The sequence below is a fragment of the Bacillus sp. V3-13 genome (genome assembly GCF_002860165.1).
GTDB lineage: Bacteria > Bacillota > Bacilli > Bacillales > Cytobacillaceae > Bacillus_BJ.
This window is the reverse complement of sequence record NZ_PGUZ01000033.1, coordinates 1-21,491: the sequence shown is the minus strand read 5'-3', so window position 1 is coordinate 21,491 and position 21,491 is coordinate 1. Positions and strand designations below refer to the sequence as shown.

Genomic DNA, 21,491 nt, shown 5'->3' with positions numbered 1-21,491 from the left:
ACCATCCCTCCTAATACAGCTTTGTTGTTCCCTGCAGGATACCAGGGAGGTTTACTCTAACATTTGTTTCGCTTTCAAGATAAGGCATGCTTGTAACCCATTTATCATTGTCGAGATTATACTGCTTTTGCTTATTTTCGATTTCTTCTTCTGTCAGCCATTGCAGTGTATTGGTTGGACATACACTCGCACACATTGGCGGAATACCGTCTTTTGTGCGATCGATACACAAGTCGCATTTGTACATTAAATTTTGTTCTGTATCGAATTTCGGAATTCCATAAGGACAGGCAATCGTACAGTTCTGGCAGCCGATACATTTTTCCACTAGCGCCGACAGGACAGCACCTGTTTCATGAATCTGGATCGCTTGAGCCGGACAGCTTCTTGCGCACGCCGGATTGACACAATGAAGGCACATCAGAGGCATTGTCTGCCTGTTTACAAGCGGATTCACATCATACACATAGTTTCGGTTCCGTTCTTCATGCCCTCCGCACTGTGTGCATGCTGCCAGACAGGAACGGCATCCTATACAGTTTTCCAGTTCGATATAAAGCCTCTTTTTCATTTATTGCACCTTCTTTAGTTCCAATTTTTCGATCTGGGCAGCGCACGCTTTGAATTCAGGCATCCGTGACATCGGATCCAGAGCCGGAATCGTCAGGAGATTGATGGATTGGTCATGACCCCAATGGTAAGGGACAAATACCGTATCTTTGCGAATAGCCTCTGTTATTTTTACTTTATAGACGCTTTCACCCCGGCGGGTGAACAAGCGGACTCTTTCTTCATGACTGATGTTGTATTTGGCGGCTGTTTTCGGGTGAACCTCCACAAAAGGTTCAGGACACATATCGTGCAAAAATTGGATCCGTCTTGTCTGGTTGCCGGATAAATAGTGATAAACGACGCGGCCGGTTGTTAAGCGGAGCGGATACTCCTGATCCGGTTCCTCTGCCGGCGGCCTGTAAGGCAATGCCATTATTTTCGCTTTCCCATCAGCATGATAGAATTTTTTATCAAGAAACAGGTGAGGTGTACCAGGATCATCTTCATCTTTACATGGCCAGAACACGCCATTTTGCTTCTCGATCTTTTCCCAGGTTACTCCGTAATAATCGGCAGTTCCGCCTTTCGATGCCAGGCGCAGTTCATTAAAAACGTCCCTGGCAGTTTTTAAATGTGAAAAGTATTTTCCGCGGCCCATTCGCTCAGCGAGTTCTACTTGAATTTTCCAATCAGGCTTGGATTCGCCCAATGGCATTTGGGCTCTGTTGATTTTGATGATCCGGCCTTCCACGTTCGTTGTTGTTCCTTCATCTTCAGCCCAAGTTGTAGTTGGAAGGATGACATCAGCGAATTCGGCAGACTCAGATAGATAGAAGTCAACACAAACCATGAAGTCAAGATTTTTCATTTGCTGCCTTACATAATTTAGGTTAGGTGCTGATACAGCAGGGTTCGAGCAAAGAAGATAAAGTGCGCGAATCGTTTTCTGTTCCATTAGCTCAAACATTTCGTATGCAGAAACTCCCGGTTTCGGCATTTCTTCCGGTTCAATGCCCCATACTGCAGAAACTTCCTTTACATGCTGTGGATTCGTGATTTTACGGTAGCCTGGAAGTGCATCAGCTTTTTGTCCGTGTTCACGTCCGCCTTGCCCGTTTCCTTGCCCAGTGACTGTCGCAACGCCGGATTTCGGGCGGCCAATCTTCCCGGTGATAAGCGCCATGTTGATATAAGCAGAAACGTTATCCACACCTTTATGCTGCTGTTCGATTCCCCTCGCAAACATCACAATCGCATTTGGAGCCTTGCCATACAGTTCAGCCGCACGGATAATTTTTTCAGGTGCCACTCCTGTCAGTTCGCTTGTATATTCCGGTGTAAATTTTTTGACAAGCTCCTTTGTTTCTTCAAAGCCGTTTGTATGATTGTTCACAAAATGTTCATCAACATGGCCGTTTTCGATAAGTAGATTTAAGATTCCGTTCGCCAATGCCAAATCTGTACCGGGTCTAAGGTCTAGATGGACATCCGCTCTTCTTGCGATCGGCGTTTCGCGCGGGTCCGCGATAATCAGGTATCCTCCCCGCTCCTGTACATTCCAAATACGGAACATCGAGGTTGGGTGGCATTCCGCCGTGTTGCTTCCGGCAAGGAATAGACAATCTGTTTCATGAACGTCTGTCCAGGGAACTGTCGAGCCTCTGTCAATACCCAATGAACAATTTAAGCCACCCGCCGCGCTGGCCATGCAAAAGCGTCCATTATAATCGATATATCTCGTTTGAAGTGCTACGCGGGCAAATTTCCCTGTTAAATAGCACTTTTCATTTGTCATGGAAACGCCGCCGTAAACGGAAAGGCTGTCTTTTCCGTAATTTTGCTGAAGCTCTTTGAACTTTTTCACGATCAGGTCGTATGCCTCATCCCAGGTCGCTTCACGGAAGCCTTTTTTGGTTCCTTTTAAAGAAGCGTCATCGCGGATGAGCGGCTTAAGGATGCGGTCCGGATGGTTGACTTGCTGGTAAGCCGTAACCCCTTTTGGACACATTTTCCCTAAAGTTACAGGCCAGTCATAGCGAGGCTCAACCCCGATAATTTTATTCGTTGTTGTATCAACACGCAGGTTCATTCCGCACTGCATGGCGCAGTAGCTGCAATGTGTCGGAACCAGCGTTTCATTTGGATGATTCACATTTTCTACTTCCCTGAAGAATTTATCCCTTTGCATTCTGGTTTGCCTCCTTAACCTTTATCTCATGGGTGGCGATTCCTGAAAATTGAGCAATCCGGTATTTTCTCCGGCATGGAAGGCAAAGCTCTGCGAGATGGAAGCCTTCTTTTTGTTCAAAACTCATTTCATTTATACCCAGTACAGCTATGACATCGTTAGATTGTTCAGTTGATACGAATTCGTCCCCGCAAACCTTGCACGGTTTCATCGACTGCCCGGCATAATGCTCACGGTAGTTCCGGGCAAAAACGCTCAACGGCCGGAACGGAATATGGGCCAGCTTGCCGAATGGCAGATAAATCAGTGTAACGATCACCGAGTATTGATGAATCAAGGACATGACCGGCTGCCCCCAGCCGTGTAAAAACACGTTCATAAAAGTGAGCGCCAAACCTGTGATACTTATAAAAAGCAGCATGTACAGCGGCATGAAATCGTACAGGAAGGTTTGCTCCGCTCTTGCCTGCATATTCTTTAAGCGGCGGTACAGCGCCATGCATACCCCGGCAATGACCATGATCGCCGAAATATTTAACGCGTTATAAGAAAGCCAGGCAATCAACCCGTCAGCCTTTATCGTCATCACATCAATTCCCATAGCTACCACTGTGTAGTAGCCGTTCTCCGGCATCGTAAAATACATTCCGCCAAACACGAGCGGGAAAGTGACCAGGCAAGAAAGGACACAGCCCCAGCCGATCAGCATATGCTGAGTCCAGCGGTAAATCCCGCGGTTCCAAATAAACCGGTAAGTCGCAAGATGCTCAACCGATGTTTTTGGGGTCGACTTCCTAAACAGCAGCTTAATTCCCTTTTTAATAAAAATCTTCGTAGGCGGCCGCTCTCCCCAGGCGATAAACCGATAAAAGAATCCCCCGATGAATACGATTGTTCCAACCATGTATCCGTAAAGGTTTAAATCAATATGAGTAAACATTCTCGTTCCGATAAATGATAGTAAGACAATGGCACCTACAGTTAAAAACATCGATTTGGCAAAATGGGACGCAAATGCGCTTCCGGCCGAATGTCCCGTTTTTTCTTTTGTCACAGCTTTTGCCTGCATGTTTTTTCCTCCTTACCTGCGAAAAAAATAGAATCACTTTTGTTACTCTAATTGTAGAAATCGTGCAAAGTTTTCCGTATCGGGGAACTCCCCTATCCTCGGGAGAAAATCCCCCGATAAACCCCTATTCCAGACAAAATTCTGCCACAAATGCAAAAAAGCCTGTTCGGATACAGCAGGCTTTGTCTTTATCAAGGCTTCAAAAAGGCCGTGTAAAATTAATTAAGCGGTAATTGGCTGGAATTAAGCGAAACGAGCCAGTAATTAAGCGTTCAGAGCGATAATCTCGCGGATAAATTCGTAATTAAGCGGAAAGTCCGATTAATTAAGCGAAACCCCTTATCCAACCTTTTTTGCCGATAAGAAAAGCGCAAGCGCCTTGGTCAGCCCCGACAAGCGCTGGAGGGCCTGACAGTGAAGTCGCTTTTTGACTTCATTGGCAGGACCGAAGCGACTCGAGGGGCTAGGCGCTGGAGCTGGACATCGAAACGCCCAACTATATTTAGAAACGTTTATACTTTCCTATAGCTTAAAAAAAACGCACTGGGATTTAAAAACCCTGTGCGTTTTTTTATTTCATTATCTATGAGGCTTGCTCATTATCCTCGCCATCAAATTTATATTCAGTTTCCCAAAACTCCGCATTTTTGATGCCCAATTTTTTCGAGTTGAACACTGGATCGAGCCCCTGCTTTTTCTGGGCTTCATAATCCTTTAAGGCAATGAGTGCCGGCTTCGCCAAAATCAAAATGGCGATTAAATTCGTAACAACCATTAGCCCTAAACCAACATCCCCCATTGCCCATGCCAATGTGGCTGTTTGAACAGATCCATAGAAGGTTGACGCCATCAGGACGATTTTCAGGAAGAACATTGCTGCATTATTCCCCTTACCGCGCACCAAGTAAGCGATATTTGTTTCGGAAATATAATAGTAAGCAACGATCGTTGTAAAAGCAAAGAAGAATAAAGAAACCGCCACAAATCCGGCACCGAAACCAGGAAGAACAGTTTCAACCGCAGCCTGCGTGAATTCAGGACCGGCCTCAACTCCCGGTAAATTGTTGACAAGGAATCCTCCTTCGGGATTTTCCGTGTTGAATGATCCTGTAAACAAAATCATGAAAGCTGTCGCGGAACAAACAAACAAAGTGTCAATATAGACGGAAAACGCCTGTACCAATCCCTGTTTGACAGGATGGGATACTTCTGCAGCACCGGCCGCATGAGCCCCGGTTCCCTGGCCAGCCTCGTTTGAATAAATCCCGCGCTTCACGCCCCAAATGATTGCCATCCCAATCATTCCGCCAAAAACTGAATCAACCGCAAAAGCACTTTTAAAAATAAGCGAAAAAACAGCTGGTATTTCAGAAATATTAAAAGCAATGATAATTAATGATACGAGAATATAGCCAATTGCCATAAAAGGAACAACGTACTGGGCAAATGTGGCAATCCTCTTCACCCCGCCAATAATAATTAAACCCAGTAAAAGAACCAAAAAGATGCCTGTTATCGCCGGGCTGATGCCAAATGCGTTTTCCACTCCCAATGCAATCGAATTTGCTTGAATACCCGGCATTAATAATGCCATTGCCAGAATGGTTGAAATCGAAAACAACACAGCAAACCATTTTTGTCCAATCCCTTTTTCAATATAATAAGACGGTCCCCCACGGTATTGACCATCTCGCTTTACTTTATAAATCTGTGCCAAAGTGGACTCGACGAAAGCGGTACCTGCTCCGAGAAATGCCATAAACCACATCCAAAACACGGCTCCCGGACCACCCATTGCGATCGCTGTGGCTGTTCCTGCAATATTCCCTGTTCCGACGCGGCCGGCTAGAGCTATAGATAAGGCCTGGAATGACGATACACCCGCATCCGAACTTTTTCCTTTAAACATCAGCACAACCATATCCTTAATATGCCTTACCTGCAAAAACCGGGTTAAAATCGAAAACAAAAGACCTACACCAAGACAAACGTAAACCATCGGTGTACTCCACAGTATTCCGTTTAAAGCATTAACGAAACTCTCCAAAAATGTTCCTCCTTTTTACAATTCTGAATTTTTAACCTATTTAGAATTATAGGATAAGAGACAATGTAAAACAATCTTTATCTCCGTATTCATCAGGGACAATTTTTACCTTCATCATTTTTTAAAGCGATTAGGAGAAACTATTTGCAAAGGAGTGATGTAAATTGGCGAGAAGAAATAAAATTCTGATTCCCGAAGCGAGAGAGGGATTGGATCAGTTAAAAGCGAAAGTAGCCGGAACTGACAACCCTGAGGATGCTAAATATGAAATAGCCGCTGAGCAAGGCATCCCCTTGCGAAAAGGCTATAATGGCAAATTGACTTCTGAACAGGCTGGCAAAGTAGGCGGCCCCCTCGGAGGCAATATGGTTCGGGAAATGATTAATATGGCCAAGCAAAGCTTGGGAAAGCCAAAGCAATAAAGTTTATGGGTTGAAAGGAGCATGGGAGTGGAATTTAATATAGAACAATTAGCTGAGGAGTTGCCCGACTTTAGCGATCATGAAGGTGCTCGCCATTGGTTTACCCAAAAATATGGGGAGCGCTTTGTGCTCAGGGAAACCAATACGATTGAAGGAAAAAAAGTTTATTTTTATCACCTCATCAAGGAACCTGGGTTATATAACGAGTATTTAGAAAATATTTCAGACGATGTTTCCCATGAAATCAATCCTGATGCCTTTCGTAGCTACAGCACCATTGAAATTTCCGAAGATGGGGATGTTAGTATTACTATTTAGTAGCCCACTTCAAATTAAAAGCGAGGCGCACCTGCCTCGCTTTTAATGGTTCTTTTATTATGCTGATATCGCTTCCAATTCCACTCGCGGTGAATTCCACATCGAAATCCACCTTCTAATCGCTGTAATCATGATCACCATGCCGAGAATAAGCATGATAATCGATAAAATTCCATTAAGGACGTTGTATCCAGCTGCGGCCGGATTAAGGTACACGTTTTTGATCATCCAGTAGCCCGCATAGTTTACCGTTGCAAACAAGTAAGCAAGCGGAACAAGGCATGTCAGCATGTATCTTCGTTTATCGGCAATTTTCAGGATCACTGTTGCCCCAATAATTAAGCCGATTGAAGCCATCAGCTGGTTTGAGACTCCGAACAGTGCCCAGACTGAACCGATATCTCCTGAATAAAGGAGATAACCCCACATAAAGCAGGCAAGCGCACTCGCAAAAATCGATCCCGGCAGCCAATCAACTTTTTTCAATGGCTTGTAAAATTCCCCGAAGAAATCCTGAATCAGGTAACGGGCCACGCGCGTTCCCGCATCAATCGCGGTCAAGATAAAGACGGCTTCAAACATAATCACGAATTGGAAAAAGTACGACGCCAAGTTTTCGAACCATGGGATACCCGTAAAAATGTACGTCATCCCGACAGCAAGCGTTACTGCTCCCCCGGTACGTCCTTCCAAATCAAGGCCGATTTCCTGGCTTAGCTGTGGCAAGTTTACTACATCCATACCCAAAGTTCTAAACACTTCAGGTGTTGAATTAATCGCAAAGTAGTCAGCAGGCTGCAGTGCAGTTGCCGCGATTAAAGCCATGATCCCTACCAAACATTCCACCAGCATCGCACCGAAACCGACAACCTTAATATCGCTCCAGCGGTCGAGCATTTTCGGGGTTGTCCCCGATCCTACAAAGGCATGGAAGCCGGAAATCGCACCGCAGGCGATTGTAATCGAAATGAATGGCCAGACCGGACCGGCAAGGATCGGGCCGCCTCCACCGATAAATTCAGTTACAGCCGGAAATTCAATCGCAGGATTAATCACGAATACCCCGATAATGAGTGCGATAAATACACCGATTTTCATAAAGCTGCTTAAATAATCACGCGGTGCTAGCAGAAGCCAGACCGGAAGTGCAGCAGCAAAGAACGCATAAACAGGTAAAACAATAGCCAATGTTTTTGTATCAAGTGTTAATAGATCCCCAAGTACAGTACCTTGGATTGAAGGACCGATGAATACTCCGATCATTAATAAAATAAAGCCGACTGTTGAAGCTAATTTTAAATTGCCGGTTTTTTTATAATAAATACCGACTCCCATTGCGATCGGAATCGTAATCCCGACGGCAAATGTTCCCCAAGGATTTTGTTCCAAAGCATGGAGAACAACCATGGACAACCCGGCCATTGTAATCGTAATAATAAACAGCATGGCCAATCCTGTGCAAAAGCCGGCAACAGGTCCCAGTTCTTCCTTCGCCACCTCTGAAAGCGACTTTCCTTTTTTGCGCATGGAAGCAAATAATACGACCGCATCATGCACCGCCCCCCCGATCACGGCCCCGATCAACAGCCAAAGCAAGCCTGGAAGATAGCCGAATTGGGCTGCGAGGATCGGGCCGACAAGCGGACCGGCTGCTGCAATCGCAGCAAAGTGGTGGCCAAAGCTTACCCATTTATTAGTCGGTACATAGTCTTTCCCATCATTCAATTCATGCGCAGGTGTTGGCTTGGCATCGTTTAATTTTAAAACTTTAACTGTCATAAAAGTGCCGTAAAGCCGATAAGCAATCATTAAAATACACATCGATGCTATCACGATTGTAACCGCATTCATTTTATTTCTCCCCCTTTCTCGTTGAGTCTATTTTATATGATGAAAGCGCTTATCGTTATTTTTCAAAATAGAATGCAAGAATTAACGAGTGAGGTGCAAAATTTTCGTACTGAAATGCAACAGGACTAAAAACCCAGCAATTGTTTCAATTCTTTTGTATAGGTTCTGCTGACAGGGACTTTCTCACCATCCGGCATGATCAAGTTATACGTTGAATGAAACCATGGCTGTATTTCCAGAATCGCCTTCAGGTTGACAAGATATGCGCGGTGGACACGTACAATCGAGGTACCCTGAAGCCTTCGTTCAAAGGTTACAAGCGGTTCGGCAACATAATATTTTTGCTTATCTGCAGCGATTACGGTTCTGCCTTCTGCCGTACTTATATAGAGGATGCTGTCAATATCAATTAAAACAATCCGCTCCTCGACGGTAATCGCCAATTTGCCTGTCCGTTCCAAAAGAGGCGGCCTTTGCTGGAGTTCATCCGGCCTGATTGCTTTTTTCCTGGCAAGAAGCTTTGAGATTTTTTCAACGGTTTGGCCGACACGGTTTTCATCAAAAGGCTTTAAAATATAATCGGCGGCCTCCAGTTCAAATGCTTTTAGGGCAAATTCGTCATAAGCTGTTGCGAAAACAATTTCCGGTCTTTGCTCCAGTTCAATAAGCCGTTTTGCCAGGTCGAGTCCGCTTTCATCGCCCAATTCAATATCTAGAAACAGAACGTCGATTTCGAAATCGGAAAGCTGATCGATGGCTGTTTCAATATTATCTGCAGCACCGACTATTTCTACTTTTTTCGTTCTTAAGAGCAGATAAGCGAGCTCATCCCTGGCTAACGGCTCATCATCCACTATAAAGGCCTTTAACATACTCCTCACTCCATTTGCTTTGCTCCAAAGGCATGGTGATGAAAACCTTCGTGCCTTTTCCTTGTTCACTTTCAATCAGGAAGTTGCCTTCCGCCCCATAAATTTCCTGGATCCGGTTTTTGATATTCCACAAGGCTGTTCCCGTTCCTTCTTCCGACCTGACCGTATCGTTTCCTAAATGCTTAAGCATCGAGGCAGGGATGCCTTTTCCATTATCTTCGGTAACCACTACCATTTTCCCGCCTTTTGCATAAGCCCTTACAGTAATCTCTGCTTTCTTTGTTTTTGAAACAGAATGGCGAATGGCATTTTCAACTAATGGCTGCAGTGTAAATGGCGGGATAAGCACTGTTTTCAGCGGTGGATCTATATCCATCGAAACAGAATACTTATCAGGGAACCGGGCTTGTTCCAAAGCCAAATACGCTTCGACATGCTCGAGCTCCTTTTCAAGCGGAATCAGCATCTGCCGGGCTCCCTGCAGATTGCTGCGAAAGAACACACCGAGCTTTTGCAGAAGCTTTCTTGCCTTGTCTTTATCGGTGCGGATTAAACTTGAGATCGTATTGATCGAATTAAATAAAAAATGCGGATGAACCTGGGCATGAAGCGCTTTAATTTCGGCATCCTTTAAGAGCCGCCTTTGCATCTCCGCTTCCGCCAGCTCCAGCTGGGTGGAAAACAGTTTGCTCAATCCTTCTGCCAGTTCTTGTTCAACCTGGTCAAGCCTTGCCGGATCGAGGAAATAAAGCTTTAATGTCCCGACTGTCTTGCTATTGGCGATTAACGGCAAAACAAGTGCTGCCTGCAAAGGGCAATCCTCTTTCATACAGCGAATTTCGCTGCGCGAGGTGGCCTTGATAATCCGTCCTTGCTCCAATACTTTCTTCGTCAATTCAGTCGCCATCATTTCCATCGGATTGTGATGGTCGGACCCTGCTCCAACATGGGCCAAAACCTGGTTTTTGTTCGTAATCGCGATTGCATCCGCTTTCGTTTCCCCGAGGATAATTTCCGCTGCTTTTCGGCTCGAATGCATCGTTAATCCCTGCCGGAAAAATGGAAGCGTTTGCTGGGCAATGTAGAGTGCCTTATTCGTTTGCAAGGCTCTTGTTCTTTCTTCCTCCAATAAAATGGTTTGAATGATTAAAATAAACAACAGGGTCCCGAATCCATTAACGGCTATCATCGGAAATGCGATAATTTCAACTAAATGGACAGCTGCGTCATACGGCTTGGCTACAACAAGGATGATTCCCATTTGGATACATTCCATCAGGATCCCTATTGAAACAGCTCCCCATGGGGCGCGATTTTTTTGGATCCTGTACCGCTTACTAAGCAGGCCGGTTACATAGCCGGCAAAAATCGTTGAAACCGAACACGCAACCGCGGTAAATCCCCCAAGCGTCAAGCGGTGAAGTCCTGCGATCAACCCGACTCCCAAGCCGACAACCGGCCCGCCAAGCAAACCGCCAATGACAACGCCCATGATCCTTGTATTGGCGATTGCACTGTCGATGTCAACATCTGTTTGCCATACTTGGGAAGAAACGGCCCCGCTTTCAATTTCAACTCCGGTATAATTGCTAATGATTCCAAATGTTCCAAAAATGGCAACTAAAATAAATTTACCTGAGATGCTTGGTTCATTATGGATAATTTGCCTGAACGACTTCATCCTCGATAGTAAAAACGCGACAATAACGAGAATTCCGACCCGTTCAACCATTAAGGGCAATAGCTCAATCAACTTTATCCCCCCTCGTCTGTCTCTATAATGTTATTATACACGATCGAATATTTTAAAAATAAAAAAGGATAGCCAATTCGAGCATGAATTAACTACCCGTCATTCCATTTTATGGTGCTTTTCCTAAATCATGATCTTCTCCATGTAATATTCCCATGCCCTCGATATGGCGCTTTGCTTTTTCATCGCCAAGCTCATAAATCATCGCATAGGCTTGTTCAATCGTTGAATCATATTCTTCGTTTTGTGAAGCTCTATGATATTCAAGGTAAGGAACATGGGCCCGGGCGTACGTCTTTAAATCAGCATTATAGTTTTCGCTAAAAAGCTCTCGCAGCCGGGCCGCTTCTTCGTCAGTTGCGTAAATTTTAAAATTCCACTCTGCTTCAGGCTCAGTCGCATTTTGCAAAAGTTCGCCGTTTTCAATATTGACATAATAAGTCTTTTTATTTAAATCCATCATTTCATCTCCTTAGGCCGTTTATATGTATGCTTTACCACCTCTCTGTATTTTTTAATCGTTTGACCGCCTGCTTTTCCTGACAAAATCGCGAGTTAAAACGTTAAAAGGCATTCTGAAGGCGCTGTCCTATTTGCCGGCAAGTGAATTAAAACCGTATTTTTCAAGGATGCCCGCTGCTTCTTTCCCTTGTAAATATTCATAAAAGCCGATTGCTTCTTCGCGATTTTCTGACCCTTTGATGAGGCCTAACTGGTATATGATCGGAGAGTGGGTCTCCGCCCCGGCAACAGCGGCGATCTCTACTTTATCTGATACAAGCGCATCGGTTTTATAAACAATGCCCGCATCGACGTTGCCCGTTTCAACATACGTTAGAACCTGGCGGACATCTTTAGCGAAAATCAGTTTATTTTGCACCGGTTTCCACAAATCGGCATACTCTAAAAGTTCACGGGCATATTTGCCGGCGGGAACACTTTCAGGCGTTCCAATTGAAACCCGTTCAACCGCATCATCAGCAAGATCTGCAAATCCTGTCAGCTTATCTTCCCGGTCTTTTGACTGCACAAGGACTAATTCATTCCCGACCAGGTTGGTACTGTACCGTTCTTCAATAAAACCTTGTTCAACGAGCAAAGCAAATTTATCTTCAGCCGCCGATAAAAATAAATCAACCGGGGCACCCTGGGAAATTTGCTGTTGGAGCATGCCAGTTCCGCCAAAATTAAAATACAGTTCCACACCGGAATGGTCTTTTTCATAGGCTTCTTGAATTTCTGTTAAAGCATCATTCATACTCGCAGCCGCAGAAATCGTAAGCTCCGTTCTTTTCTCCTGATCATCCGGTTGTTCCGATTGCGAACAGCCTGCAATCGCAATCGCAAGGAAAATAATATAAAGCTTGATTAATTTTTTCATTGTTCCCCATGCCTTTATATTTTCTATAACCCCAACCACTTTATCGTCAACTATTCAAATATATCATCAACCTCAGCCGTTTTCTTGTTAACTTTTCAAATTTACCATCAACTTCAGCCACTTTATCGTCAACTTTTCAAATTTACCATCAACTTCAGCCACTTTATCGTCAACTTTTGCAAATACATCATCAACCTCAGCCGTTTTATCGCCAACTTTTAAATTACGCCATCCCGGAGCTGGCCAAAATACAGGTTGTGATAAAAACCTTTTCGTTTTAGCAGTTCGTGGTGGCTGCCTTTTTCAATGATTCTGCCCTCTTCCAGGACAATGATCTGGTTGGCTTTTTGAATTGTGTTGAGGCGGTGGGCGATGACGAAGCTTGTTCTTCCCTCCATCAGCCGCTGCAGCGCTTCCTGGATTTTCACTTCCGTCACCGTATCAATGCTGCTTGTCGCTTCATCCAATAACAAAATAGATGGGTTGGCTAAAATCGCCCTCGCAATCGACAGCAGCTGTTTCTGGCCCTGGCTGATCCCTCCGCCATCCTGGCTGAGCACTGTATCATACCGCTCAGGAAGCTTCATAATAAAAGAATGCGCATTTGCTTTTCTGGCTGCTTTTTCAACCTCGCTGTCACTGGCGTCGAGCCTCCCATAGCGAATGTTTTCCTTAATCGTGCCCTCGAATAAAAATGAGTCTTGAAGAACGAAAGCCATATGCCGCCGCAGGCTTTCCCGTTTTATTGAAGTAATATCGTGGCCATCTATCAGTATTTTCCCGCTGTCCGGGTTATAAAAGCGCGAGAGCAGGTTAATCAAGGTGGTTTTTCCGGCGCCTGTAGGCCCAACAAAGGCAACCGTTTCCCCGGGAGCAGCATAAAAATCAATGTCGGTGACTGTGGTATCTTCCTTTTCATAAGAGAAAGACACGTTCCTGAACTCCACTTCCCCTTGAACAGCAGGCAGGTCGGCCGCGAAACGTTCGTCCTGCATCTCCTCTTCCTCATCCAAAATAGCAAAGACGCGCTCCGCCCCGGCCACTGCCGACAGCAATGTGTTAAACTGATTGGCCAAATCATTGAGCGGACGGGTAAACTGCCGGGCATATTCAGCAAAAATAACCATAACCCCGATTGTCACCATCCCCTTCAATGCCAAGAGGCCGCCAATACCGGCAATAATCGCAAAGCTCAAATTATTTAAGAAGTTCATCAGCTTTGGAATAAATCCTGAATACGTCTGCGCCCAAAATCCCGCTTCTTTCAGCTTTTCATTCTTTTCACGGAACTCGGCAATCACTTTCTTTTCCTGCGAAAAAGTTTTAACAATTCGCTGCCCGGAAATGGTTTCTTCAATAAATCCGTTCATATCGCCGAGATTGCGCTGTTGCTGTTTGAATAGCTTTCCGGTCCGGTTTGTTATCCATTTCATCCCGATAAACATAAGCGGTACGATGATCAATGTAACAAGGGTCAGCAGCGGGCTGAGCCAGAGCATGACAGCTACCGTGCCTGCCAACGTCAACATACTCGAGAAAATTTGAATGACCGAGCTGTTTAAGGTCGTGCTGACATTTTCAATATCATTGGTGATGCGGCTCATCAGTTCTCCGTGCTGGCGTTTATCAAAAAAGGGGATCGGCAGCTTATGAAGATGGCTAAACAACTGGGTGCGCATCGTAAAGACTGTATTTTGGGCAATTCCGATCATCCAGAAGTTTTGAAACCAAAGAGAACCGGAATACAAAAGATAGACAACGGCTAACTCAATTAATCGCAATATCAAATTATGGCTGTTCCCCGAGACTACATATTCGTCAATCGTCACCCCAATCAAGAAAGGTCCGAGCAGCCCCAAAGCCGAGCTGGCCACAACCATTAAAACGACAAGCATAAATAAACCTTTATACGAAGCAAAATACTCCCAAATCCTTTTCACTGTGCCAAGCCAATTTTTCGTTTTTAATTTCTTTTTTCCGGAACGTTCATCCCCAGCCAGAACAGAAACACGTTTATATTGGAAAGGTTTACTTAACTCCTTGAGCATGCTGCAGCGTCTCCTCTCCAAACTGTGATTGAAAAATGCTTTGGTAAAGGGCAGAACGCTTTAATAATGAAGCATGGCTTCCTTTTTCAAGCAGCTTGCCATCCTCTAAAAGAATGATTTGATCGGCTTCCATTGCCGTACTAATTTTTTGCGTAATAATAAGGGTTGTACAAGGATACTTTTTGATTGCCTCAAGCAGTTTTGCTTCTGTTCTAAGATCCAATGCACTCGTACTATCATCAAGCAGCAAAATCCTTGGCTTCCTCACGAGAGCCCGGGCAATCGCGATCCGCTGTTTTTGCCCCCCTGACAGGTTTACGCCTTTCTGTCCGACGATCGTGTCGTATTTTTTCGGCAGCTTATTGATCGTCTCATGAATTTGCGCACTTTTCGCTGCTTCAATGATTTCGTTGATCGTCGCCTCTTCTTTTCCCCAGGCAATATTGTCTTTTACCGTTCCTGTAAACAGCAATGATTCCTGCGGAACAAATCCAATCTTCCCGCGCAAACGATCAAGCTTTATCATTCTGATATCGTGATCATCAATATAAATGCCGCCGTCCGTGACATCATACAGCCGGGGGATTAACTGGAACAAAGACGATTTACCCGCTCCTGTTGCACCGAGAATGGCGACCGTTTCCCCCTTTTTAACGCTAAACGACACATCGTCCAATACATGAGTGCGGCTCGCCGGATACTGAAACGAAACATGGTCAAACTCAATCTTCCCTTCCTCGATTGTTAAAGAAGGATCATGGTTTTCAGAATCATTGAGATCGATTTCGGTTTCGAGCACTTCGGAAATCCGCTCAGCAGAGGCCTGGGCCCTTGAAAACGCCATCATGATCCAGGAAAACATCGAAAAAGCTCCTGTGATCCTCGTTGCATAATTTACGATCGCAACCACTTCACCGACTTGCATATTCCCTGTACTGACATCAGCCGTACCAAACCAAAGAATCGCCAGGATACTTAAATTCATCACAAAAAGGAGGACCGGGATTGCCAGTTCCATCATCCTTAAAGCGGCAACCGTCCGTTCCATCAAGTCTTGGTTCGCCTTCTTGAACCGGTTGCCTTCATGGTCCCTTCTTAAAAAAGCTTTAATGAGCCGAATCCCCGCCAAATTTTCACGCATCACATTATTAACACCGTCGAGCTTTGCCTGTACGGATTTAAACGCGGATCTGCCTTTTTTCATTAGCCATAGCAGAAACACAAATAAAATCGGCAGAACAGTTGCTAAAAAAAGGGCAAGCTTCACATTGACAATGAACGCCATCATAACGCCCCCAATGACAAGCAATGGGGCCCGAAGTGCGATCCGCAGGCTCATGAACACCGTGTTTTGGATTTGCGTGACATCGTTTGTCATTCTCGTCACGAGCGAAGCGGCCGGAAACGTGTTAAAGTTCGCAAATGAAAACGATTGTACTTTGTTGAATAAGCTTTCTCTCACATCATAGCCAAAGCTTTGGCTGACATGGGAAGCATAAAATGAATTGGTCACACCCGCGACAAAAGCGATGAGTGAAAACCCGACCATAACAGCTCCCCAAAATATCACAACCCGAAGATCTTCGTGCAAAATACCTTCATCGATGATTTTTGCTATTAACAGCGGCTGGACAAGTTCAACCGCAAGCTCTGTCAGCATTAAAAGCAAAGCGATCGCAACCGGAATCCGGTATGGTTTTAAAAACGCCCCCATCTTAAGCATCTGTTACCCTCCAAACGATTGTCCGCAGTTTGCCATGTAAATTCTTTCGGAAACCTAAAGAAAAAGTCTTTACTGTTCATGATAGCTTTTTTCGCGGAATTTTTAAACAATTTAACAATAAGGAAAATGCAATTTAATTGTTAATTTTCGTTCGTTTCAGGGTAAAAATAAAAAAGCGGTTGATGCTAATAAAGAAAGGAGAGGTTTCTAAATGTTCATTATTTATTTAAGCATCGCTCTAGTCGTTGGCTCACTCATCTACTTAGGGTACTCTGCTTTCAAAACGTTTAAAGAAGCAAAACCGGCTATCGACAAGCTTTCGCAATCCGCGGCACGCGTTCAGAAGCAAACGGATAGCATAAGAACTGAAACAGATGAGCTCACAACAAACCAGCAGCAAATTGTCGCCGATATTCAGGAGAAGAAGGCAGCTGTCAATTCTGCCATTAAAGCCGTTAAAGAAACAACACAGTCTTTTAAAAAATTGGTTAAAATAAATCCTATTGCCCATCTTCAGCGGAAAGACCGCGAACAGCTTTTAAAATGGGAAATTCGGAAAAGATCTTTAAAATCACAATAGTAAGAGCGAGGGGGGTCCCCTCGCTCGCTAATTGCTGACACTATTTAGGACTGTCCGTTGCTGAAAAGCTCCTGAAGCTGCTTTCTCAGCGTAAATTTCTGGATTTTCCCGCTCGCATTCCTTGGCAGTGCTTCACAGAATACATATTTGCGGGGCCGCTTGTAGTTGGCAAGCTTGTTACTGCTCTTGCACCATTCATCAAGCTCGGCCTCCGTGAGCTGCGCATCTTTTTTTACGACGAAAGCTGTGACGGTTTCGCCCCAGCGGTCGTCCGGCTGCCCTACAACGGCAACATCGAGAACCCCTTTATGTTCGTATAAAAGGTCCTCAATCTCGCGTGGATAAATATTTTCGCCGCCACTGATGATCATATCATCAACCCTGTCTTTTACCCACAGGTAGCCATCTTCATCGAGGTAGCCGATATCTCCTGAATGATACCAGCCTTTGTACATCGCCTTTTCGGTTGCTTCATCGCGGCGAAAATATCCGCTCATCATGCATGGTCCCTGGACAATAATTTCGCCTGTTTCACCTGCCGGAACAACGTCATCAGGATCCGAAAGCCCTGTTTCATTAGGCCGGACAATCCGGATTTCGTGATTCAGGCAGGCCTGGCCGGCAGAACCAGCTTTCGTGAGCTGATCCTCTTCCAAGAGAAAGGTAATCGCCGGGCCCATCTCTGTCATTCCATACGCCTGGACGAGCGAGATCCCCAGTTGATCATGGCAAGCACGGACCAGTGCCGGAGCCATTGGCGCTGCTCCATATAAACCGAGTTTTAAGCTGGTGATATCATACTGGCTTAAATCCTCCTGGAGAAGCATATTCCACATCGTCGGAGCCGCAAAAAACTTCGTTATTTTTTCCTGATCTACTAATTGCAGCACTTGCTTTGGATCAAAATGATGAAGAATGATGTTTCTGGCACCTACATGAACACGGGGCAAGAACGCGCAATGAAGCTCTGCACAATGAAACATCGGAGCGGTTACCAGCCCGTTGTCCTTTTGCTCCAGCTTCGTCGCAGAGATTATAATCAGGCTTTGTTCAACCATCTCGCGGTGGCGGTGCAGCACACCCTTTGGCCTGCCGGTCGTCCCGCTCGTGTACATAATCGCGTATAAATCGTTTTCATCAACCGTCGTGTCAACATCTGCTTCCGAAGCTGAATTGACTTTTTCATGGTAGCTTGCAGCATAGTCAGGCGTTTCTTCATCAATAAACCAGAAGGACAGTGTTGAAAAACGGTCTTCAATCGCGGCCACAACGTCAGCCAACGCTTGTTCAAACAAAATGACCTTCGGCTCGGCATCTCTTATAATATAATCCACTTCTTCAGCTGTTAGCCGAAAGTTAATCGGATTGAAAACCGCGCCAATTTTAGCACAGGCAAAAAAAGCAGTTGCCAGTTCTTCTGTATTAAACAGAAAGGTTGAAACGCGGTCACCCTTCTTCACACCTTCATGTAAAAGAGCGTTTGCAAGCTGGTTCACTTTCTTGCTCCATTGTTGGTACGTATAGCGGAGGTTTTTCCTGACATCATAGATGGCTTCTTTATGAGGATATTTTTTTACCGTCAAATCAAAGATCTTTCCAACCGTTGTTGACATATTCATCCCTCCAAAAATTAGTCAAGCCGTTCGATAATCGTCGCGTTCGCCATTCCGTGCCCTTCACACATTGTTTGCAAACCGTAGCGCCCGCCTGTCCGTTCAAGCCCATGCATCATCGTCACCATAAGCCGCGCCCCGCTGGCGCCAAGCGGATGGCCGAGGGCAATTGCCCCGCCATTCGGATTGAGCTTTTGCGGGTCGGCACCTGTCTCCTTCAGCCACGCCAGCGGAACAGGCGCAAATGCTTCATTCACCTCAAACACATCAATATCATCAAGCGTTAATCCTGCTTTTTGCAGTACTTTTTCCGTGGCGGGGATTGGGCCTGTCAGCATTAGAGTTGGATCTGATCCAACCACGACACGGGTATGAATCCGAAAACGCGGTTTCAAACCGAGCTCCTCCGCTTTTTCGCGGGACATAATCAGCAGTGCGGCTGCCCCGTCACTGATTTGACTTGAATTTCCGGCGTGAATGACTCCTTTTTCCGCAAATGCCGGCTTCAATCCTGCGAGTGCTGACAAGGATGTTTCTTTTCTTGGCCCCGAGTCCTCCTTGAAGATGGCGCTGCTTCCATCGGGCAAAGTCACTTCGATCGGAAACGTTTCTTGTGCAAAATAACCTTCCGCCTGGGCTTTTAATGCTTTTTGGTGGCTTTCCAGCGAGAATTGATCCAGTTCTTCGCGTGTAAAACCGTACTTTTCCGCAATTCTCTCAGCAGATAAGCCTTGATGAATGATTTCATGCTGGCTCTTTAATTTTTCACTAAAAGGGGATCCTTGGTAGTTGGAGCCAATCGGAACCCGGGACATGCTCTCGACACCGCCAGCGATTACCACATCCATATCGCCCGCCAAAATTGCCTGGGCAGCAAAATGGACCGCCTGCTGGCTCGATCCGCACTGGCGGTCGATCGTTGTTCCAGGAACCTCAATCGGGAAGCCGGCAATTAATGATGCAACTCTTGCAATATCGCCGGCCTGTTCCCCGGATTGGGTCACACATCCTAAAATCACGTCTTCAATGAGAGCTGGATCAATCCCCGCTCTGGTGACAAGCTCTTTTAATGTTAAGGCGGCAAGATCATCGGGACGGATATCCTTTAAAGCGCCGTTTCTTCTCGCTACCGGTGTTCGGACACCCTCTACTATTACTGCTTCTCGCATGCTATCTTTCCTTTCCGGGTTAATGTTCGGCCCAACATTACAGGCCAAGATTTCTGGCAATGATCGTCTTCATGATTTCATTTGTTCCGGCATAAATGCTCGCGACCGGAATATCCCGGTAACGCCTTGCAATCTCGTATTCTTCCATATATCCATAACCGCCATGAAGCTGCATGCATTCGGCGGCAATTTTTCTGGCCGAGTCCGTCAATTTCCACTTTGCCATCGACACCTTTGTGACGATATCCTGGCCTTCTATGTGCTCAGCGATTAGCTGATCAAGAAAGGCCCGGCCCATTTCAATTTCTGTCGCCATCTCGGCAATCTTAAACTGCGTGTTTTGAAATGCGCTGATTGGCTTGCCGAACGCTTGGCGGCTTTTCACATAATCAATGGTCAGTTTCAGAATGACTTCTGCCGCAGTCTGCGCTGCAATCCCAACAACCAGCCTCTCCTGCTGAAGCTTTTCCATTAAGTATAAAAAGCCTTTTCCTTCTTCGCCTATCAGATTGTCTTTTGGAACCCGGCAATCGTCGAAAATTAATTCGGCAGTATCCTGGCAGTGCAGGCCAATTTTGTCGAGCTTCCTGCCTCTTGAAAATCCAGGTGCATCCCTCTCAACAACGATCAAGCTGACTCCCTTATGTTTAGGAACCGCTTGCGGGTCCGTTTTACAGGCAACCAGGATCAAATCTCCATGGATTCCGTTCGTAATAAATGTTTTTTGCCCGTTTAAAATATAGTCGTTCCCGTCACTTCTTGCCGTCGTTTGAATGTTGGCAAGATCGGATCCTGTTCCGGGCTCGGTCATGGCAATTGCCGTGATCAACTCACCACTCGCACAACGGGGAAGCCAGCGCTGCTTCTGTTCTTCCGTCCCATATATATGGATATAGGGGACAACAATATCACTGTGCAGCCCAATCCCGACAAGTCCGGATCCGACCCGCTCCAGCTCCTCATTTATGACCGCGGAAAACCCCCAATCAACGCCGCTGCCTCCATACTTTTCATCGAGATCAGGACACAAAAACCCCTGCTGACCCATCTTCCTCCAAAACTCGCGTGGAATCATCCTGTCCTCTTCCCATTGTTGATAATATGGGTATGCTTCTTTTTCTAAAAACTTTCTAAATGACCTGCGAAACATTTGATGGTCTTCGGTTAAATAAGGATGGGGCATGGTTGACCTCCCTCATTTAGTTTGTAAGCGGTTTCTTTTTTTGTAGTTATTTTATCATTAGTCTGACTATATAAATAGTCTTCTCGATGCTTTTCTATGAAAGATGTTCGCAATCCGAACTTGTGGAGATCTTGTAGACTACTCTTTTTTTGTGAGTTTTGTATTTTTAGAGGACAGGATGATCACATTTAATTCGTTTAGAAAAAATTGCAGTTATCCTATTTCAATGTGGTATAACCTTCTTCGTCATTCATCACTAAATCTCCTTTGTAATAATGGGGTTTTTTTAGGCATGTTACTTCCTGAATATTGCGGCCCATCACGGGATGCCAATAAGCGTTTGAACATACTACTACGTGCTTTTAAATGCGGATGGCTGCTCGTAATCTCGAGGTTCCGCTCGTAAATCTCAAGTTCCGCTCGTAAATCTCAAATTCCGCTCGTAAATCTCAAGTTCCGCTCGTAAATCTCAAGTTCCGCTCGTAAATCTCTAGTTCCGCTCGTAAATCTCAAATTCCGCTCGTAAATCTCAAATTCCGCTCGTAAATCTCAAATTCCGCTCGTAAATCTCTAGTTCCGCTCGTAAATCTCAAATTCCGCTCGTAAATCTCAAATTCCGCTCGTAAATCTCAAGTTCCGCTCGTAAATCTCAAATTCCGCTCGTAAATCTCAAATTCCGCTCGTAAATCTCAAGTTCCGCTCGTAAATCTCAAGTTCCGCTC

General features: G+C 45.3%; 17 protein-coding genes. 3 read left to right on the top strand and 14 right to left on the bottom strand.

Annotation, left to right across the window (positions count from 1 at the left end; translation table 11 throughout):
• Nucleotides 1–10 precede the first annotated feature (10 nt).
• The 4 genes from CU633_RS13155 to CU633_RS13140 all read right to left on the bottom strand — a co-directional run bounded on the left by CU633_RS13155 (nt 11) and on the right by CU633_RS13140 (nt 5,808).
• A complete protein-coding gene (locus tag CU633_RS13155) occupies nt 11–571 on the bottom strand; it encodes a 4Fe-4S dicluster domain-containing protein (protein ID WP_101661055.1) in 561 nt (186 codons plus the stop codon).
• Complete coding sequence (locus CU633_RS13150) at nt 572–2,740, bottom strand: molybdopterin oxidoreductase family protein (protein WP_101661054.1); 2,169 nt, start codon at nt 2,738–2,740, stop codon at nt 572–574.
• Entirely contained in the window at nt 2,727–3,809 is a 1,083-nt protein-coding gene (locus CU633_RS13145) for a hypothetical protein (RefSeq protein WP_101661053.1), read from the bottom strand. Before CU633_RS13145 ends, CU633_RS13150 begins: the two co-directional genes overlap by 14 nt.
• A 583-nt stretch (nt 3,810–4,392) precedes the next feature.
• Nucleotides 4,393–5,808, bottom strand: a complete 1,416-nt coding sequence (locus CU633_RS13140) for an alanine/glycine:cation symporter family protein (protein WP_374703372.1) — start codon at nt 5,806–5,808, stop codon at nt 4,393–4,395.
• Nucleotides 5,809–6,020: 212 nt separating this feature from the next.
• Between CU633_RS13140 and CU633_RS13135 the strand changes: the two genes are divergently transcribed.
• Together CU633_RS13135 and CU633_RS13130 are read left to right on the top strand one after the other, a co-directional pair.
• Nucleotides 6,021–6,278: an alpha/beta-type small acid-soluble spore protein gene (locus CU633_RS13135; protein WP_101661051.1), complete on the top strand. Its 258-nt coding sequence runs from the start codon at nt 6,021–6,023 to the stop codon at nt 6,276–6,278.
• A 27-nt stretch (nt 6,279–6,305) separates the two neighbouring features.
• Nucleotides 6,306–6,596 carry a hypothetical protein gene (locus CU633_RS13130; RefSeq protein WP_101661050.1) on the top strand — a complete coding sequence of 97 codons (291 nt, stop codon included), beginning with the start codon at nt 6,306–6,308 and terminating at the stop codon, nt 6,594–6,596.
• A gap of 57 nt (nt 6,597–6,653) precedes the next feature.
• Here CU633_RS13130 and cstA read toward each other — a convergent pair whose 3' ends face one another.
• The 7 genes from cstA to CU633_RS13095 form a co-directional block, all read right to left on the bottom strand.
• Nucleotides 6,654–8,447: a carbon starvation protein CstA gene (cstA, locus tag CU633_RS13125; protein WP_101661049.1), complete on the bottom strand. Its 1,794-nt coding sequence runs from the start codon at nt 8,445–8,447 to the stop codon at nt 6,654–6,656.
• A gap of 125 nt (nt 8,448–8,572) precedes the next feature.
• Complete coding sequence (locus CU633_RS13120; protein WP_101661048.1) at nt 8,573–9,319, bottom strand: LytR/AlgR family response regulator transcription factor; 747 nt, start codon at nt 9,317–9,319, stop codon at nt 8,573–8,575.
• The gene (locus CU633_RS13115) at nt 9,294–11,072 is read right to left on the bottom strand and encodes a sensor histidine kinase (RefSeq protein WP_101661047.1); all 1,779 of its coding nucleotides are present in this window, start codon (nt 11,070–11,072) and stop codon (nt 9,294–9,296) included. Before CU633_RS13115 ends, CU633_RS13120 begins: the two co-directional genes overlap by 26 nt.
• A 109-nt stretch (nt 11,073–11,181) precedes the next feature.
• Complete coding sequence (locus tag CU633_RS13110) at nt 11,182–11,532, bottom strand: hydrolase (protein ID WP_101661046.1); 351 nt, start codon at nt 11,530–11,532, stop codon at nt 11,182–11,184.
• A 129-nt stretch (nt 11,533–11,661) separates the two neighbouring features.
• Nucleotides 11,662–12,453: a molybdate ABC transporter substrate-binding protein gene (gene modA, locus CU633_RS13105; RefSeq protein WP_101661045.1), complete on the bottom strand. Its 792-nt coding sequence runs from the start codon at nt 12,451–12,453 to the stop codon at nt 11,662–11,664.
• 218 nt (nt 12,454–12,671) lie between these two features.
• Nucleotides 12,672–14,501 carry an ABC transporter ATP-binding protein gene (locus CU633_RS13100; protein WP_101661044.1) on the bottom strand — a complete coding sequence of 610 codons (1,830 nt, stop codon included), beginning with the start codon at nt 14,499–14,501 and terminating at the stop codon, nt 12,672–12,674.
• The gene (locus CU633_RS13095) at nt 14,482–16,224 is read right to left on the bottom strand and encodes an ABC transporter ATP-binding protein (RefSeq protein WP_101661043.1); all 1,743 of its coding nucleotides are present in this window, start codon (nt 16,222–16,224) and stop codon (nt 14,482–14,484) included. Before CU633_RS13095 ends, CU633_RS13100 begins: the two co-directional genes overlap by 20 nt.
• 211 nt (nt 16,225–16,435) lie before the next feature.
• On the opposite strand from CU633_RS13095, the gene CU633_RS13090 reads away from it, so the two are divergent.
• Nucleotides 16,436–16,804 carry a DUF948 domain-containing protein gene (locus CU633_RS13090; RefSeq protein ID WP_101661042.1) on the top strand — a complete coding sequence of 123 codons (369 nt, stop codon included), beginning with the start codon at nt 16,436–16,438 and terminating at the stop codon, nt 16,802–16,804.
• 44 nt (nt 16,805–16,848) lie between these two features.
• On the opposite strand, the gene CU633_RS13085 is transcribed toward CU633_RS13090, so the two are convergent.
• Genes CU633_RS13085 through CU633_RS13075 form a run of 3 tightly spaced genes read right to left on the bottom strand, consistent with a single transcriptional unit; the run spans nt 16,849 to nt 20,769 of the window.
• Complete coding sequence (locus CU633_RS13085; protein WP_101661041.1) at nt 16,849–18,417, bottom strand: fatty acid--CoA ligase; 1,569 nt, start codon at nt 18,415–18,417, stop codon at nt 16,849–16,851.
• Between the two features lie 17 nt (nt 18,418–18,434).
• Nucleotides 18,435–19,586 (bottom strand): thiolase family protein, encoded by a 1,152-nt coding sequence (locus tag CU633_RS13080; protein WP_101661040.1) that lies wholly within the window; start codon nt 19,584–19,586, stop codon nt 18,435–18,437.
• A 37-nt stretch (nt 19,587–19,623) separates the two neighbouring features.
• Nucleotides 19,624–20,769 carry an acyl-CoA dehydrogenase family protein gene (locus tag CU633_RS13075; protein ID WP_101661039.1) on the bottom strand — a complete coding sequence of 382 codons (1,146 nt, stop codon included), beginning with the start codon at nt 20,767–20,769 and terminating at the stop codon, nt 19,624–19,626.
• Nucleotides 20,770–21,491: the final 722 nt, after the last annotated feature.

Bases quoted from the DNA above. Each gene is read 5' to 3' on its own strand.
- CU633_RS13085 (WP_101661041.1), bottom strand. From the start codon at position 18,417: ATGTCAACAACGGTTGGAAAGATCTTTGATTTGACGGTAAAAAAATAT.
- CU633_RS13110 (WP_101661046.1), bottom strand. From the start codon at position 11,532: ATGGATTTAAATAAAAAGACTTATTATGTCAATATTGAAAACGGCGAA.
- CU633_RS13095 (WP_101661043.1), bottom strand. From the start codon at position 16,224: ATGCTTAAGATGGGGGCGTTTTTAAAACCATACCGGATTCCGGTTGCG.
- modA (WP_101661045.1), bottom strand. From the start codon at position 12,453: ATGAAAAAATTAATCAAGCTTTATATTATTTTCCTTGCGATTGCGATT.
- CU633_RS13080 (WP_101661040.1), bottom strand. From the start codon at position 19,586: ATGCGAGAAGCAGTAATAGTAGAGGGTGTCCGAACACCGGTAGCGAGA.
- cstA (WP_101661049.1), bottom strand. From the start codon at position 8,447: ATGAATGCGGTTACAATCGTGATAGCATCGATGTGTATTTTAATGATT.
- CU633_RS13075 (WP_101661039.1), bottom strand. From the start codon at position 20,769: ATGCCCCATCCTTATTTAACCGAAGACCATCAAATGTTTCGCAGGTCA.
- CU633_RS13120 (WP_101661048.1), bottom strand. From the start codon at position 9,319: ATGTTAAAGGCCTTTATAGTGGATGATGAGCCGTTAGCCAGGGATGAG.
- CU633_RS13150 (WP_101661054.1), bottom strand. From the start codon at position 2,740: ATGCAAAGGGATAAATTCTTCAGGGAAGTAGAAAATGTGAATCATCCA.
- CU633_RS13145 (WP_101661053.1), bottom strand. From the start codon at position 3,809: ATGCAGGCAAAAGCTGTGACAAAAGAAAAAACGGGACATTCGGCCGGA.
- CU633_RS13100 (WP_101661044.1), bottom strand. From the start codon at position 14,501: ATGCTCAAGGAGTTAAGTAAACCTTTCCAATATAAACGTGTTTCTGTT.
- CU633_RS13155 (WP_101661055.1), bottom strand. From the start codon at position 571: ATGAAAAAGAGGCTTTATATCGAACTGGAAAACTGTATAGGATGCCGT.
- CU633_RS13090 (WP_101661042.1), top strand. From the start codon at position 16,436: ATGTTCATTATTTATTTAAGCATCGCTCTAGTCGTTGGCTCACTCATC.
- CU633_RS13140 (WP_374703372.1), bottom strand. From the start codon at position 5,808: ATGGTTTACGTTTGTCTTGGTGTAGGTCTTTTGTTTTCGATTTTAACC.